The sequence below is a fragment of the Rhodothermales bacterium genome (genome assembly GCA_040221055.1).
In the GTDB taxonomy this organism is placed as follows: Bacteria; Bacteroidota; Rhodothermia; order Rhodothermales; family UBA10348; genus 1-14-0-65-60-17.
In genome coordinates, this window is sequence record JAVJVN010000009.1 from 324,419 (window position 1) to 340,149 (window position 15,731).

Genomic DNA, 15,731 nt, shown 5'->3' on the forward strand with positions numbered 1-15,731 from the left:
CACAAGTCATGTCGCACTCCCCGAATAATCCACCCAAGCTGCGCGTGCTGGGCTTCGCTGGCAGCATTCGCGAAGGATCCTACAACCGTGCACTTCTGCAGGCCGCGATGGAGCTGGCCCCTGACGGCGTGCACATCGAACCGTACGACCTGGCGGGGATTCCTTTCTACAACGGCAATCTCGACAAGGATGGTCTACGGCCGGAGGAAGTGGAACGCTTCAAGAAGGCGATTTCCGACGCCGGTGCCCTGCTGGTGGTTACTCCGGAATACAATTCCGCCATTCCGGGAGTACTCCAGAACGCAATCGACTGGGCATCCCGTCCGGCATTCCGCTCACCGCTGGCTGGCAAGGCCGTAGCCATCATGGGCGCTTCCCCGGGGGCTTTCGGAACAACCCGGGGCCAGGAACACCTCAAACTGATCCTCATGGCATCGCTCGCTCTGGTCATGCCGCATCCCGGGGTCGCCGTGAATAAAGCTGCCGATAAATTCAACGATGATGGGCAATTGACCGACCAGGCGACCCGGGGCTTCATTGGCGAATACCTCGTGACATTCCAGGAATTCGTACACGAAACGGCAGATGCGATCTCCAGGAAGGACCCGGCTTGACGGAACGGAGTCCGACTGGTCAAAGGCATTAATCCGTACCTTCCGTAACGGTCCCGCCTGCGCTTCGACCTACTGGACGAATGCCCCGCCGATCCATCTGATGCCGATGCCATGCCCTCTTTCTACACCGATTTACCACCCGTTCATGTGTTTGAGGGCGTGTTCGATGATGCGAATTTCCAGCCCGTCCCGGACGACTGGTGGGCCGTCGTTCTGGACATCCAGGATTCGACCGGTTGGATACGCCGCGGGCATTACCGGGATGTCAACTTTGTCGGTGCGAGTGCCATAGCCGCGCTCCGGAATGCCGCCACGGACCGCGATATCCCCTTTGTTTTCGGAGGTGACGGGGCCACGCTGCTCGTGCCGGAAACGGACCGGGAGCGCATTGCGGGCACCCTGCTGGGCGTAGTCCGGTCGGCCCGGGAATTGTTCTCGATGGAACTGCACGCGGGAATGATCCGGGTGGGTACGCTGCGATCGGAGGGGCTCGACATCCAGGTGGCGCGCTATCAGGCGTCCACACACTATGCCCAGGCCATCCTGCGTGGTCCGGGCGTTGCGGAAGCCGAACGACGGGTCAAGAAGGCGGACGGTGCAGGTGTGTACCGCATGGATGATGTCGCGGAGCGGCCACCGGATTTCACAGGTGTGGAATGCCGCTGGTCACGCATTGACAGTCCTCGGGGGGAGACGGTCAGCTTGCTCGTACTGGCTGACCGAGCCGAGGAATACCGCAGCCTGTTCACGACACTGGACCGGATATACGGCACCGACGCCGAGCGCCACCCGACCCTTCCCGGGAATCTTCGACTCGCCCTCAATCCATTCAAGCTGGCCCGGTACGAACCCAAGGTCCGGCGTTCGCCGGGACACCGCACCCTGTACACCATTCGGATCTGGCTGCAGCAGTTCCTCCTGGTGCTCTTCGTCCGCCTGAAGCTGACGGTAGGCGGCGTCGAATGGGACCGCTACCTGCCGACCCTCTCGGACACGTCGGACGTGCGCAAGTTCGACGGCATGCTCCGTATGGTCATGAGCGGCACCACCGCCCAACGGGAGCAGCTGAATGCTTTTTTGCAAGAACGTCATGCCGCAGGACACCTGGTCTGGGGGATGCACGTCGCAGGGAGCGCCATCATGACCTGTGTGGTGTTCGAACGCCTCGGCGATCAGGTTCACTTCGTCGATGGATCGGACGGCGGGTACGCCATGGCCGCCGCCGACCTCAAACGTCGGCTGGAAACGTCAACGTAAATCGTGCTCCGCGGCCCAGACCGTCACTTTCAAGCCCGACGACCGCATCATCCAGTTCCGCCAACTTGCGGGCCACCGCAAGACCGATGCCGAGGCCGCCCTGCTTGCGCGTCATGTGGTCTTCTGCCTGGAAGAACTCATCGAACGCACGGGACAGGTCCTGTCTGGACAGCCCGGCACCCGTGTCGGTCACGGACAGTTGCAGCCCGTTTTCGTCGTGTTGGCAGGTCACATGAACCTGTCCACCTTCCTCCGTGGCCGCCACGCTGTTCAGGATGGCGTTGCCCAGAATGCGCACCAGTCGGTCCAGGTCGGACCAAACCGAGACGTCCATGTTGGGCGCCGAGACAGAGAATGAAAGGCCCGCCTTGCGTACGACCGGCCCGTAGTCCTCCCCCAGCCTGAGAAGTACATCCCGGATGGAGACCGCCCGACGGGCCCCGTCCACATTGCCCAGCCGCAGCGCCTCGAGCTGCGTCATGGACTCGATGATGGATGCCATGCGATCGGCCGCGACGCGGGCGTCACCGGCAAACGTCTGTTGGATCCCCGTGGTCTCCTCCTGCAGGATATCGAGCGCCTGGTTCAGGATAGCGAGCGGCGTACGCAATTCATGCGAGGCGATGGCCATGAACTCGGTCCGGAAGGCCTCGAACGCCTGGAGCCGCTCATAGGCGGACTCGACATACCGGATTTGCCGGGCATTCCGAATGGCCAGTGCGGCCTGGTTGGCAAACCCGCTGAGCAACGCCTCGTCCTCGACGTCGAACGGTCCCGACCGCTTGTTGAGGGCCTCGAGAACGCCGGTGGCCCGTCCCTCAATGGACATCGGGACCGCGAGGAGCGAGTCGGTCCTGAAGTTCACGACCTCACCCACGACCTTGAAATGCTGTTCTGCGGCCCGCAGGTCATTCTGGATGACGGGATCGCCAGTCGTGAATACCCGACCGGCAATGCTGCCTTCGAGGGGAACCGGTATGGCGGCCAGATCCTCCTGGCTCGTACCGGTCGAAGCCACGAACCGGAGTTCCTGGTGTCGCTCGTCGAACAGCAGCAGCGAACCGGCTTCGCAGTCCAACAGCTGGGTAACGGCTTCTATGATATACGTAAGCAAGTCGTCCAGACTGCCGGCCGAATTCAACTGGATGGTCACGTCCAGCAGTCGCTGGAGGACCAGCCGGTCGCGGATGGGGGAATGAGGCATGCAGGAGAAATGGTTTGGGTCTTCCAAACTTAGGAGAAACCCGGCGGCAAATCGAGTCGGCACCCGGGAAGGTCCCCGAGAGGCGGATGTTCGGCGCCCCGTCGGCATCGGAAAAATTCACGCATCGTCAATATGGGTATTGTCGTACTTTATTCAGCGTCACACCAACCTTTCTGGACCAATGGAACTGGAACTGGAACTCGAGGAGATCACCGCCGCCTGGGACGAGGATGATGATGAGTACGTCTTTGATGACGAAGAGGATGAGGACGACGAATGGGAAGAAGACGACGAAGAAGAAGACTGGGAGGACGATGACGAGGATGACTGGGAAGACGACGAAGAAGACGACGAGTGGTAACAATCGATTGATTTCTGATTTCATTGAACATCATTACCGGCACTTCAACGCCGCAGCGCTGGTCGATGCGGCAAAGGGGTACGTGGATCACCTGCAGAAGGGCGGTAAGATGATGGTCACCCTGGCCGGTGCCATGAGCACGGCCGAACTGGGGTTGTCCTTCGCGGAGCTCATCCGTCGGGGACATGTGCACGCCATTACGTGCACGGGTGCCAATCTGGAGGAAGATGTCTTCAACCTGGTGGCCCATGACCATTACGTCCGTATTCCGCGGTATCGGGACTTGACGCCGGCCGACGAAGAGGCCCTGCTGGAGCGGCACCTGAACCGGGTCACCGATACGTGCATCCCCGAGGAAGAGGCCATCCGTCGCATTGAGAAAGCCGTCCTCGATCATTGGGTCGCCGCCGATGAGGCCGGTGAGCGGTATTTCCCGCACGAGTTCCTGTACCGGATCCTGCTCAGCGGCGTCCTGGAGGAGCACTACCAGATTGACCCTGCCGACAGCTGGCTGCTGGCGGCGGCCGAAAAGAACCTCCCCATCATTGTACCGGGCTGGGAAGACTCCACGCTGGGCAACATCTTTGCCGGGCACGTCATCAAGGGGACCGTCAAGAACGTCCACACGGTCCGGTCCGGAATCGAGTACATGACCTATCTGGCCGACTGGTACCGCAGGGAAGTCCCTTCGGCAGGCGTGGGTTTCTTCCAGATTGGCGGTGGCATTGCCGGCGACTTTCCCATTTGCGTCGTCCCCATGCTGGAGCAGGATCTTGAGCTCGACGACGTGAAACGCTGGGCCTATTTCTGCCAGATCAGTGATTCCACGACCAGTTACGGCTCGTACTCCGGGGCCGTGCCGAACGAGAAGATCACCTGGGGCAAGCTCTCCGCAGATACCCCTTCCTACGTGATCGAGTCCGACGCGACCATTGTCGCACCGCTCATCTTCACCTACGTCCTCGAACGTCTGGGCGACCAGGCTCATCCCAAAGGCCATTGAAAGAACCAATTGTCCCTGTCACCGCATGGTCCACTGACGATGCGGAAGCGTTGTATATGATGGGTACCTGGAGCGACGGGTACTACGCAGTCGGCGACAACGGAAACGTACATGCCACCCAGATTGGCAACCCGATCGACATCCGCCAGGTCGTGGATGCGCTCGTTGACCGGGGTGTCACCTTCCCGCTGCTCATCCGCTTCCAGGATGTACTCAAGGGGCGGGTCGTGCAACTCAATGAGGCGTTCCGCGAGGCCATCAAGGAGATGGAATACGGCAACCGGTATACGGGGGTCTATCCCATCAAGGTGAATCAACTCCACGAAGTGGTGGAGGAAGTGCTGGATGCCGGAAAGCCCTTCGGCATGGGCCTGGAGTGTGGCTCCAAGGCTGAATTGGTGGCCGCCCTCCCTCATCTGGAGAGTGATGACACGCTCCTGATCTGCAACGGCTACAAGGACCAGACCACGGTCGACCTCATCCTGACGGGGCAGTCCCTCGGCAAGAACGTGCTCCCGGTCATGGAGAAGTATGACGAGTTCGATGCCTTGATGGCGGCGTCGCGCAAGCGCAAAATCGCCACTCAGTTCGGCGTGCGCGTTCGCCTGACAACGGCCGGTGCCGGTAAATGGGCCGATTCCGGCGGAGACCTGTCCAAATTCGGCATCTCCATTCCCGAACTCCTCCGCGTCATTGAACGGCTGCATGAGTTGGACGAGGTGGATGCGTTCAAGCTGCTGCATTTCCACCTGGGCAGCCAGATTTCGGACATCCGGTCGCTGAAACGGGCGGTCAAGGAGATCACCCAGGTCTACGTCCAGATGCGGGCGCGGGGTATTCCGGTCGATTACCTGGATGTCGGGGGTGGCCTCGGCGTCAATTACGGCGCATCGTATGCCAGTGACGAAGACGGCATCAACTATTCCCTGCAGGAGTACGCCAACGCCATCGTACAGACGGTCAAGGAAGTGTGTGACGCGGCCGATGCACCGCATCCCGTCATCATCTCCGAAAGCGGACGCGCGCTCACGGCCCATCACTCCGTGCTGGTCGTGAATACCCTCGGCATGTACCGGAAGGACGAAATCAATGATGATTTCGAACCGTCCGAGGATGACCACCAGGTGGTAAAGGATCTGTTCGAGACGCTCTCCTGGGTCTCGGCGGGTGAGGAAATGGACCTTTCGCAGTTGCTCGAGGCGCTCCATGATGCCGCCGGCAAGCGTCAGGAAGCCGACTCCCTGTTCGGATTCGGGTACTTGAGCATTGAGCAAAAAGCGGCAGCGGAACGCCTGTACTGGTCCATTTGCCGCCGCTTGAATCGGTTCCTCCATGCGATGGACGAGGACGAGATCCTGCCGCCCGAACTGGATGCGCTGGACACCCACCTCGTGGACCAGTGCCTGTGCGACTTTTCCGTCTTCCAATCGGCGCTGGACCACTGGGCCATCGGCCAGCGCTTCCCCATCATGCCCCTCCAGCGCCTTGATGAGGAGCCCACGCGCCGCGCCGTGTTGGTGGACCTGACGTGCGATTCGGACGGAAAGATCAGCAGCTATGTCTCATCGGGGACGGACAAACGGTTCATGAACATGCACGCCATTGAACCGGGCGAGCCGTATTACCTCGGGTTTTTCCTGATGGGCGCGTACCAGGATATCATGGGCGATACGCACAATCTGTTCGGACGCGTATCGGAAGCCCACATCTACGCCGACGACGACGAACCGGAGGGCTTTTACATCGAGAAGATCCTTCCGGGAACGTCCGTGCAGGATATGCTGGCGCTTGTGCAGTACTTCCCGAACGATCTGCAGAACCGGATGAACAAGCTCATCCGGTCCAAGATCGATGACGGAACACTGCGCCCCCGGATCGGATTCGAACTCCTGGAGCGCTACAAGAAGGCGTTTGATCAACATACGTACTACACGACGCACGACAGGGCATGACAACCTCCCGATCCGTTACTGTTGGCCTGGTCCAGATGCAATGCGCTGAGGACGCGGCCACGAATCTGGAACGCGCCGTCCGGGGCATGGAGACGGCTGCGGAGGGCGGCGCAACGCTCGTGTGTCTTCCCGAGCTGTTCCTCTCCCCGTATTTCTGTCAGGCGGAGGATGTGGACCTGTTCCGCCTGGCCGAACCCATTCCCGGACCGACGACGGACCGGCTGGTTGCCGAGTGCGCGCGGCTCGGCGTATCGGTCGTCGCGAGCCTGTTTGAAAAGCGGGCCGAAGGCCTGTACCACAACACAGCTGCCGTCATCGACCCGAAGCGCGGATACCTCGGAAAGTATCGTAAAATGCATATTCCGGACGATCCGCTGTACTCGGAGAAGTTCTATTTCGCGCCGGGCGACCTGGGGTTCAAGGTCTTCGAGACCGCCGGGATCCGGGTAGGCGTCCTGGTGTGCTGGGATCAGTGGTATCCCGAAGCGGCGCGACTGACGGCCCTGATGGGCGCGGACGTCCTGTTCTACCCGACGGCCATCGGGTGGCACCCGTACGAGAAAGCGTCCCACGGGGAGGCCCAGCATGCAGCATGGGAGACCATCCAGCGCAGCCACGCCGTCGCCAACGGATGCTTCGTGGCCGCGGTCAACCGGTCCGGTTTCGAGCCGACCGTCCCGGGCGGCGCGCACCCCGAGGGTATTGAATTCTGGGGGCAGTCGTTCCTGGCTGGCCCCGACGGCATGATCCTCGAGAAAGGGCCGCAGGAGACGCCGGCAGACGAACCCATCGTCCTGCTGCACACGCTTGATCTTGATCGGATAGCTGAACAACGGGGCGGCTGGCCGTTTTTCCGGGACCGCCGCATAGACGCCTACGGCGACATCACGCGCCGCTTCATCGATGCCGACTGACGTGAACCCAAAGCGCCGCTTTCCGGCCGAGTGGGAGCCGCACGAGGGTACGTGGTTTTCATGGCCCCAGAACCGCGATACGTGGCCGACCGGCCTGCCCGAAACCGAACAGGCCCTGGCCGAGGCGGTCCGCGCACTGGCCAGTGGCGAAACGGTGTGGTTGAATTGCCTGGACCACGCGCACGTCCGTCATGTCCGGAACATCGTCGGTACGGACCGGAATATTGTGTATCCGGTCATCCCGACCAACGATGCGTGGTGCCGGGATCACGGGGCTACCTTCGTCTATGACGGCGAGGATCGGGTTGCGCTCGACTGGCACTACAATGCCTGGGGCGGCAAATACCCCCCCTTTGATCTCGACCAGCAGGTCGCGGCCCGGATGGCCGCAATGACGGGTGCACGGTGCGTGTCCGTTGACGTCACGCTGGAAGGCGGCGCGCTGGAAACCGACGGCCGGGGCACGTTGCTTACGACGGCCTCCTGCGTCCTGAATCCGAACCGGAACCCCGGATTGGACCAGGACGGGGCAGAATCCCTGTTCAGGGAGTATCTCGGCGTCGAGCGGATTGTGTGGCTGGAAGGGGAACTGGCGGGAGACGACACGGACGGTCACATTGACAACCTGGTCCGTTTTACGGATCCGGATACGCTCGTTTACCCGGTCGTTGCGGAGCAGGACGTCCACTTCAAGGGGTTTGAACGCAACCGTGAACTCCTGGAAGCAAATTTTCACGATGATATTCGTCTGATTGCCCTGCCGCACCCGGATCCTGTGTGGCACGAAGGCGTGCGACTGCCCGCCAGCTACATGAACTTCTACATCGGCAATTCCGTTGTGGTCGTACCCGTGTATGGCTGCCCGGCCGATGAAGAGGTCTGTTCGACGCTGGGCATACTGTTTCCTGATCGAACCGTGGTACCCATCCGCTGTACGGAGGTCATTCGGGGGCTCGGCGCCCTCCATTGCCTCTCGCAACAAGTACCCCGCAACCACCCTAGCACTACCTGAGCATCCCATGTCCGAACTCTCCAGTTCCGAATTCAAGGACTCCCGAGCCGCCCCGTCGGTGTCCCGTGAGAAGTGGGCCCTGCACGCACACGCCAAACTGTCCAAAGGCTATGTGCTGATTGTATCGCCCGTCCGCAAAAGCGCGAATTTCTTCATGCCGGGCAAGGGATACGACCCTTGTCCCATCATCACGGCCAAGCGACTGATTGAACAGGGTATCGTGATTGCCGATGGGAAGCACCCGCTGGGCGACCGGTATCGACTTGCACCGGATGTCGATCCCACCCTGGTGGTTCCCCCGGTCGTCGTCGATGACGATGATGACGACGATGTGGACACGGGTGGCGACGACCTGACGGATGCCTTGGACACCCTTGGCGGAGACGCGGACGAGGAAGAAGAGGACGAGGCGCCCGAAGAAGAAGACTGACGCGACGCCCACCAACGGAGAGCCCATGCTGCACGATTTCCTGACCTTCTTCGAGACCATTCCGTCATCGTACCGGTCAATCGTGCTTGTGTCGGGAATCGTGCTGTTCTGGGCGCTCGAGGGTGTAATCCCGTTGTTTTCGTGGGCCTACAAGCGGTATCGGCACGCTGCGCTGAACCTTGTATTCACGCTCACCACGCTGGTGGTCAACCTGGGTCTCGCGTTTCTGATCGTCTGGGCGGCCGATTGGACAGGAGAACGCGGATTCGGAGTACTCTATCTGGTGGATTTGCCGCTCTGGGTCCATGTACTCGGTGGCGTGCTCCTGCTGGATTTGATCGGCGCATGGTTCATCCACTGGCTGGAACACCGGGTTCGGTGGATGTGGAAATTCCATCTCATCCATCATACCGATACGCACGTGGACGTCACTACGGCGCTGCGGCATCACCCGGGAGAATCGGTCTTCCGCGCGCTGTTCACCGTGATGGCCATCCTGGTGGCGGGCGTACCCATTGGCGTTGTGTTCCTGTATCAGACCCTCTCGGCGCTTTTTTCCCAGTTCAACCATGCGAACATCTCCCTTCCGGGTTGGCTGGAGCGGAGTTTGTCCTTCGTCTTTGTCACGCCGGACATGCACAAGGTGCACCATCACTGGGTTCAGCCCCAGACGGACACGAATTACGGCAACATCTTCTCCCTGTGGGACCGCTGGTTCGGTACCTATGACCCGATGCCGGCGACGGAGGTCCGCTTCGGTATCGATACCCACATGGATCCGGAGGAACACGATGACCTGGTCAACCTGATGGGCATTCCGTTCCAGACGTACCGGCCGCCGACAGGCGCCAAGTTTTCCGATCCCGGCCCGTCGCATCCAGGGCCGTCGGATTCCGGACCTGTGGCGCTCATTCTGCTGTTCCTGCTCCTGTCCGGTTGCGCGGGCTCGGCGGCGTTGACAAGTGCACCCGTTTCGCGGGAGATCGAGGTGGACGCTGATGTCGTCGAGTGGTTCGACCATTTCAACGAGATCGCGGATACGCGACTTCGCGTGGGCGTACAACATGATGATGACTACCTCTACCTGGCTGTCGTCAGCACGCAACGGGCCACCGTACAGCAGATTGCCCGCGAGGGACTGACCATCTGGTTCGACACGACTGCGGGCAAGCAAACCGGGTACGGTTTACGCTATCCGGTGGGGCCGCCGCCACAGGGAGGTCCTCAAGCTCGCACGGGCCCCGAGCGGGATCCGGGCCTGATCGATCTGTTTTTCGAAGTTGACAAACCCATCCGGAGACCGGTGGCATCGGCCCCGGGACTCCAGGCGCACATGGGCTTTGACTTCGGAGCATTCACCATGGAACTGCGGATTCCCAGGCACGATGTCGGGCCCGACGGATTCCATGTCCATTTGCCGCCCGGATCTACCGTACAGATCGGTTTCGAGACCGTCGGCCAGGACACGGACGGAGACTCGTCGACCGACCGCGGGACGGGCGGACGCGATATGGACGGCGCCAGGGGCAATACGGGCGGCTTCGGAGCCGTAGGGCGGGACTTCGGCGGACGCGGCGCAGGCGGACCCAGCCCGCTCTTTACCGGCGCGATCGAGGCCTGGGTCCGGGTCACGCTGCCTGAATAGAGCCGAGCCTACCGGATGGTCTGGTTCCGGAAGAACTGGACACCACCGGATGCTCCGCCGACGAACAGGTCCATGTCCCCGTCGCCATCTATATCCGCCCATTCCGGCGCGGACAACGCTTGGACGGGAATGTCCAGTGCTCCGAACAGTTCGAAGTCCGGCGCTTGGGGCGTGCCATTGTTCACGAACAACTGCAATCCGTCCAGTTCGGTGCCGATGACCATATCCATGTCACCGTCGCCATCCAGATCCACGAATGACGGGAAAGCCCGACGTCCCATCTTGATGCCCAACCACTCATCGGAGACCAATTCGAATACGGCCTCTTCGGGCGTGCCGATGTTCTGCCAGTAATTCAGGTTACCGGAGGCTTCCCCTGAGACCAGGTCCAGGTCCCCGTCTCCATCCAGGTCAACCAGCGCCGGCGTGGTGTTCTGGCCCCGCGTAAGCGTTACCCATACCGGATCCACTTCCGTGAACGATGGCATGGACGGGCTGCCTTCGTTCCGCCAGTAGGCCATCTCACGGTTCCACTTGCCGATCAGGTAGTCCAGGTCGCCATCGGCATCCAGGTCCGCAATGGCCGGGTTTTGATGGTAGGTTTCTATGTAGTCCTGGGCTTCGCGGAAGACGAATTCAGGGGCCGTGGAGGTGCCGGTGTTCTCGTAATAGAACAGGAGCGACGTGCGCTGGTTGGTCGGTTCGATCTTGTTGCCGACCAGCATGTCCAGATCCCCGTCGCCGTCCAGGTCCGCCAATTTGACAATGCTCTCGCTTCCCACGTCCAGGTCCCGGATGGCCCGGGCCGTACGTACCTCGAATTTCTCAGGTCCCGTCTGCTCGAAATAATAGAAATTCTCCCGGGTGGTCGCGTTCGAATTGAACGCACCGCCCAGAACCCCCATGAACAGATCCAGATCGCCATCCCCGTCGATATCGACCAGGACCGGCGCATTGTATCCGGAAGTGGCTACCGGGTTGTCCAAGGGGAAATTCTGCGGCTCACCGCGGAATGACGGCGCACCACAGGAACCTTGATTCCGGATGAGCAGCAGGCCGGCTTCGAAGAAATCGCCCCACAGCAGGTCCTCGTCCCCGTCCCCGTCCAGATCCCCGAACGTCATGGTGTTGGCTCCATGGAGCGTTGCGTTCTCGCCCACGATCTCGATGTCCTCCCACCGGTCAATGACCATGCGGAAGCGCGGAATCAGGTCGTCATCCATGCCCACGGATTCGTACCGGGTGATGGTCCCGGTAACGCGCCCGATGAAAAGGTCCAGATGCCCGTCGCAATCGATGTCGGTGAGGTGGGGAATATTCTGCCGGTCCGCGAAAATGGGTGTCCCGTCGGCATCCTTCAGCGAATCTTCCGCGACCACGAAGCGGGCCTCTTCCGGGGTGCCTTCGTTCCGCCAGTACTTGACATAGCTGTAGCGGGACTCGGACATGATGTCCATGTCGCCATCCCTGTCCACGTCCAGCATTCGATACCACTCTCCGACGTCCAAGCCGGCATACTCGTCGGTCCGCCAGGTGAACTCGGGCGATGTCGCCGATCCCGTATTTTCAAAATGGATGACGCTACCGGCTTCTTCCTGAACGAACAGGTCCTGATCCCCGTCCCCGTCAATATCCGCGAATTGGGCCCGCGGAACGTTGAACCCACCGCGGAAGGGCATGCTGAGCGGTGCCCCTTCCTCTCCCCGGACCTCGAACGGCGAAACTTCCTGGAGGAAACGGGGCGGGAAGACAGAAGCGTCGTCCTGGATGGTAAGGGAATCGGTCGAACGGCAGCCGGCGAGCAATACCACGCCCCCGGCAACCAACCATGTCAATCGTCTCATTGAATCAGCGTGCATTGATGCCTGTGGCGTAATTCCCGACCTCGATGACCTTCACCACCTCGAACGTTTCCAGGTCGATGACCGTGACCGTACCCGGGTATTCATCCGGGTTCGTCGTTGAAGGCCGGCTGTGGTCCAGGTTATTGTTGCTTACGAAGATGTACCGACCGGCAGGGTCCATGGCCACGGCATGCGGCTCATTGAAGCCTTCGCCGTCGACGGTGCGGGTGACCTCACGGGCCTCCACGTCGATTTCAATGACCGAGTTCGTCTTCTTGCGCGCAACATAGGCATATTTCCCGTCCTTGGAGAAGACCGAGTGCCACGGATCTTCACCCACATCGAACTGCTCTGCAATCGGCAACTCAAAGGCACCGTCCTCGTCCGTGTTGAAGAAGAACATGCGGCCGGACATCTGACCGGGGCTGAGCAGGGTCCCGTCGACCGGCGAAATGGACATGTCCATGAACATGTGGTTGTGCATCTGACCGCCGTCGATGTCCGTGAACGCCAGATCGCCGGAGGCCATGTCGATGGTGACCAGACGATCTTCATCCATGGAGGCCACGAAGACGTGGCCCCCGTCCGGAGAGACCGCAAGCGCATGCGGGCGGGGAACGAACACATCCAGTTCCTCGATCTCCATGGTGTCCCGGTCAATCATTCCGATCCGACGCGGTGGGTTGACCGCGCCCATGGACCGTCCCACGTACAACTTGTCACTCGAGGCGTCCAACTTGACCAATCCGGCCACTTCGAATTCAGCCTGTCCAACGAGTTCATTGTCCCGCGTAAACTTGAGGACCCGATTGGCCCCGATGACCGACACGTACCAAAATGACCCGTCGGGCTCGACGGCCACATCGTGCGGCTTGGAGTTGACATCGAACCCGAAGGGACCCAGATCCACGGTCGTCTCCACTTCGAGCGTGCGGGCGTTGATAACGGTGACCGAGCCACTGCCCTGATTCGTGACGTACACGAAATCATCTTGACTACTCGTTGCGCGGGTGGCATCGGTTTGGGCGCATGCCGGCAGGACAATGAGGGCTGCCAGAAGAATGGCCACAGGGGAAAGGAATCTCATGGTACTCAGGACGTCATGTGGTGTGAAAACGTGCATCCTCTCACGTCAGGCCGATCAATTCGTTCCAGTGTGAACCTTGGATCAACACGTGTCCCATCCCCCGCTTGCATCCTATCTTCGAACAAAACGGAGAACCACATGATTTTGATTACAGGTGCCAACGGCCAGATCGGCGTCGATCTCATGGATGCCCTGGCCGAACAGCATGGCACAGACGCCCTCCTGGCCACCGATGTCCGTCCACCGCTGGCCGATCCCCCTCCGGTCCCGTTCGCCGTGCTGGACGTAACGGACCAGTCCGCCGTGGACCGGATCCTCGATGCGCACGACATCACGTCCATTGTCCACCTGGCGGGCATCCTGTCCGCGACGGGTCAGCAGTATCCGGACCTGTGCTGGGCCGTGAATGTCACCGGCCTGAGGAACATGCTCAATGCGGCACGCAGCCGCGACCTTCCCCTTTTCTGGCCCTCCTCCATCGCCTCGTTCGGCACCACGACACCGCGGGAACGGACCCCGCAACACACCATCACCGAGCCGGACACCATGTATGGCGTCACCAAGGTGACCGGAGAACTGCTGTCCCAATTCTATGCCACGTACTACAATGTGGATGTCCGCAGCGTGCGGTTTCCCGGCGTGGTCAGCCACGCGGCCCCTCCCGGTGGCGGCACGACCGACTGGGCCGTGGCCATGTTCTTCGATGCCATCTCGCAGGGCGCCTACCGGTGCTTTGTGGGCCCGGAAACCCGCATGCCCATGATGTACATGCCGGACGCCGTCAAGTCCGTCCTGGACCTGATTTCGGCCGACTCCGCGAGCCTGACGGTGCGCACGAGCTACAACATCGCCGCCATCAGCTTCACCCCCGCCGAATTGGCGGATGCCATCCGGCAATGGCTGCCCGATTTCACGTGCACGTACGAACCGGACTACCGGCAGCAGATTGCCGATTCATGGCCGACCTCCATCGATGACTCCGAGGCTCGCCGAGACTGGAACTGGCAACCCGAATACGACCTTTCGGCCATGACCCACGACATGCTCGTGAACGTCGCGCGGCGCCTGGGTCATCGAACCCTCGAAAAGCGACTGCTGGGCGCTTAATTTCCCTCCAGCCTTTTCCGACTTCTTTCACCGAGCCCGCAACCAGCCCCCGTCCATCATGTTCGACTCTGCCCGACCCCAGATCCAGGCCATCCTCGATGACATCCGTGCTTCCGGTCTGTACAAGGAAGAGCGCGTCATCACGTCCCAGCAGGCCGCGGAAATCCACGTGTCCACGGGTGAGGATGTACTCAACTTCTGCGCCAACAATTACCTCGGCCTGGCCAACCACCCTGCCCTGATAGCAGCCGCGAAAGAAGGGCTGGACCACTATGGGTTCGGACTGTCGTCCGTCCGCTTCATCTGCGGCACGCAGGATGTCCACAAGGACCTGGAGCGCAGGATCGCTGAATTCCATGGTACGGAGGATACGATCCTCTACGCGGCCTGCTTCGATGCCAACGGCGGCGTCTTCGAGCCGCTCCTGGATGCCGAATGCGCCGTCATTTCGGATGCGCTCAACCATGCCTCCATCATTGACGGCGTCCGGTTGTGCAAGGCGGCACGGTATCGCTACGCGCACGGCGACATGGCCGACCTGGAACGGTGCCTGAAGGAAAGCGAGGGAGCCAAACGCCGGATTATTGTGACCGACGGCGTATTCAGCATGGACGGTGCCGTGGCCAAGCTGGACGAGATCTGCGACCTGGCAGACCGGTACGGTGCCATGGTGATGGTCGACGAGTGCCATGCCACCGGTTTCTTCGGACCTACCGGCCGGGGTGCGATCGAGCACTGCGGCGTCATGGGCCGTGTGGACATCATTACCAGTACGCTTGGAAAGGCACTCGGTGGTGCCATGGGCGGATTCACGACGGGGCGCAAGGAGATCGTGGAGCTGCTCCGGCAGCATTCGCGTCCCTACCTGTTTTCCAACTCCCTTGCTCCGGTCATTGCCCACACCAGCATCAAGGTGCTGGACATGCTGACGGAAACCACCCAGTTGCGAGACCGGCTGGAAGCCAACACGGCCCGGTTCCGCTCCGCCATGACGGACGCAGGGTTCGACATCAAGCCGGGCGTCCACCCCATCGTGCCCATCATGCTGTATGATGCGCGCCTGGCCCAGGACATGGCCAGCGAATTGCTGCAGGAAGGCATTTACGTCATCGGATTCAGCTATCCGGTCGTGCCCAAGGGCCAGGCGCGTATCCGCGTCCAGATTTCGGCAGCCCATTCGGATGCCCACCTGGACCAATGCGTGGCCGCATTCGTCAAGATCGGTCGCAAGCACGGCGTGATATCCTGAGCGCCTGACGGCCGTTTCATGACGACTGCAGCCCATGAAAAGTAAAGGGGCG

General features: G+C 61.0%; 14 protein-coding genes. 11 read left to right on the forward strand and 3 right to left on the reverse strand.

All coding sequences use genetic code 11. The annotated features are described in order from the left end of the window. The first annotated feature begins 8 nt into the window (after positions 1-8). Both RIE53_04005 and RIE53_04010 read left to right on the forward strand, forming a co-directional pair. Positions 9-614, forward strand: coding sequence for an NAD(P)H-dependent oxidoreductase (locus tag RIE53_04005; GenBank protein ID MEQ9103837.1), 606 nt, complete (start codon positions 9-11; stop codon positions 612-614). 111 nt (positions 615-725) lie between these two features. Further along, positions 726-1,871, forward strand: a complete 1,146-nt coding sequence (locus RIE53_04010; protein ID MEQ9103838.1) for a DUF3095 domain-containing protein — start codon at positions 726-728, stop codon at positions 1,869-1,871. Here the strand turns inward: RIE53_04010 and RIE53_04015 are convergent. Further along, positions 1,843-3,075: a GAF domain-containing sensor histidine kinase gene (locus RIE53_04015; GenBank protein MEQ9103839.1), complete on the reverse strand. Its 1,233-nt coding sequence runs from the start codon at positions 3,073-3,075 to the stop codon at positions 1,843-1,845. The two genes, RIE53_04010 and RIE53_04015, sit on opposite strands and share 29 nt — an antisense overlap. A 181-nt stretch (positions 3,076-3,256) precedes the next feature. Here RIE53_04015 and RIE53_04020 point away from each other — a divergent pair, with 181 nt between their 5' ends. Genes RIE53_04020 through RIE53_04050 form a run of 7 tightly spaced genes read left to right on the forward strand, consistent with a single transcriptional unit; the run spans position 3,257 to position 10,392 of the window. Next, on the forward strand, positions 3,257-3,436 hold the full coding sequence (locus tag RIE53_04020) for a hypothetical protein (protein ID MEQ9103840.1): 180 nt from the start codon (positions 3,257-3,259) through the stop codon (positions 3,434-3,436). Positions 3,437-3,443: 7 nt separating this feature from the next. Beyond that, entirely contained in the window at positions 3,444-4,439 is a 996-nt protein-coding gene (locus RIE53_04025) for a deoxyhypusine synthase family protein (protein ID MEQ9103841.1), read from the forward strand. Then, positions 4,436-6,391 carry a biosynthetic arginine decarboxylase gene (speA, locus tag RIE53_04030; protein MEQ9103842.1) on the forward strand — a complete coding sequence of 652 codons (1,956 nt, stop codon included), beginning with the start codon at positions 4,436-4,438 and terminating at the stop codon, positions 6,389-6,391. The genes RIE53_04025 and speA overlap by 4 nt, the downstream gene beginning before the upstream one ends. Further along, positions 6,388-7,305 carry a carbon-nitrogen hydrolase gene (locus tag RIE53_04035; GenBank protein ID MEQ9103843.1) on the forward strand — a complete coding sequence of 306 codons (918 nt, stop codon included), beginning with the start codon at positions 6,388-6,390 and terminating at the stop codon, positions 7,303-7,305. The genes speA and RIE53_04035 overlap by 4 nt, the downstream gene beginning before the upstream one ends. Position 7,306: 1 nt before the next feature. Next, positions 7,307-8,317, forward strand: coding sequence for an agmatine deiminase family protein (locus tag RIE53_04040; GenBank protein ID MEQ9103844.1), 1,011 nt, complete (start codon positions 7,307-7,309; stop codon positions 8,315-8,317). 7 nt (positions 8,318-8,324) lie between these two features. Next, positions 8,325-8,747, forward strand: a complete 423-nt coding sequence (locus tag RIE53_04045) for a hypothetical protein (GenBank protein MEQ9103845.1) — start codon at positions 8,325-8,327, stop codon at positions 8,745-8,747. A 25-nt stretch (positions 8,748-8,772) separates the two neighbouring features. Continuing rightward, a complete protein-coding gene (locus RIE53_04050) occupies positions 8,773-10,392 on the forward strand; it encodes a sterol desaturase family protein (protein MEQ9103846.1) in 1,620 nt (539 codons plus the stop codon). An 8-nt stretch (positions 10,393-10,400) separates the two neighbouring features. Here the strand turns inward: RIE53_04050 and RIE53_04055 are convergent, their stop codons facing one another. Further along, positions 10,401-12,236, reverse strand: coding sequence for a VCBS repeat-containing protein (locus RIE53_04055; protein MEQ9103847.1), 1,836 nt, complete (start codon positions 12,234-12,236; stop codon positions 10,401-10,403). A 4-nt stretch (positions 12,237-12,240) separates the two neighbouring features. After that, positions 12,241-13,323, reverse strand: coding sequence for a YncE family protein (locus RIE53_04060; GenBank protein ID MEQ9103848.1), 1,083 nt, complete (start codon positions 13,321-13,323; stop codon positions 12,241-12,243). A 138-nt stretch (positions 13,324-13,461) separates the two neighbouring features. Between RIE53_04060 and RIE53_04065 the strand changes: the two genes are divergently transcribed. Next, a complete protein-coding gene (locus tag RIE53_04065; GenBank protein MEQ9103849.1) occupies positions 13,462-14,430 on the forward strand; it encodes an NAD-dependent epimerase/dehydratase family protein in 969 nt (322 codons plus the stop codon). Between the two features lie 58 nt (positions 14,431-14,488). After that, positions 14,489-15,679, forward strand: coding sequence for a glycine C-acetyltransferase (kbl, locus tag RIE53_04070; GenBank protein MEQ9103850.1), 1,191 nt, complete (start codon positions 14,489-14,491; stop codon positions 15,677-15,679). Positions 15,680-15,731 lie beyond the last annotated feature (52 nt).

Excerpts from the sequence above, each read along its gene's own strand:
- RIE53_04005 (MEQ9103837.1), top strand. The coding sequence starts at position 9 with ATGTCGCACTCCCCGAATAATCCACCCAAGCTGCGCGTGCTGGGCTTC.
- RIE53_04010 (MEQ9103838.1), top strand. The coding sequence starts at position 726 with ATGCCCTCTTTCTACACCGATTTACCACCCGTTCATGTGTTTGAGGGC.
- RIE53_04015 (MEQ9103839.1), bottom strand. The coding sequence starts at position 3,075 with ATGCCTCATTCCCCCATCCGCGACCGGCTGGTCCTCCAGCGACTGCTG.
- RIE53_04020 (MEQ9103840.1), top strand. The coding sequence starts at position 3,257 with ATGGAACTGGAACTGGAACTCGAGGAGATCACCGCCGCCTGGGACGAG.
- RIE53_04035 (MEQ9103843.1), top strand. The coding sequence starts at position 6,388 with ATGACAACCTCCCGATCCGTTACTGTTGGCCTGGTCCAGATGCAATGC.
- RIE53_04045 (MEQ9103845.1), top strand. The coding sequence starts at position 8,325 with ATGTCCGAACTCTCCAGTTCCGAATTCAAGGACTCCCGAGCCGCCCCG.
- RIE53_04050 (MEQ9103846.1), top strand. The coding sequence starts at position 8,773 with ATGCTGCACGATTTCCTGACCTTCTTCGAGACCATTCCGTCATCGTAC.
- RIE53_04055 (MEQ9103847.1), bottom strand. The coding sequence starts at position 12,236 with ATGAGACGATTGACATGGTTGGTTGCCGGGGGCGTGGTATTGCTCGCC.
- RIE53_04060 (MEQ9103848.1), bottom strand. The coding sequence starts at position 13,323 with ATGAGATTCCTTTCCCCTGTGGCCATTCTTCTGGCAGCCCTCATTGTC.
- RIE53_04065 (MEQ9103849.1), top strand. The coding sequence starts at position 13,462 with ATGATTTTGATTACAGGTGCCAACGGCCAGATCGGCGTCGATCTCATG.
- kbl (MEQ9103850.1), top strand. The coding sequence starts at position 14,489 with ATGTTCGACTCTGCCCGACCCCAGATCCAGGCCATCCTCGATGACATC.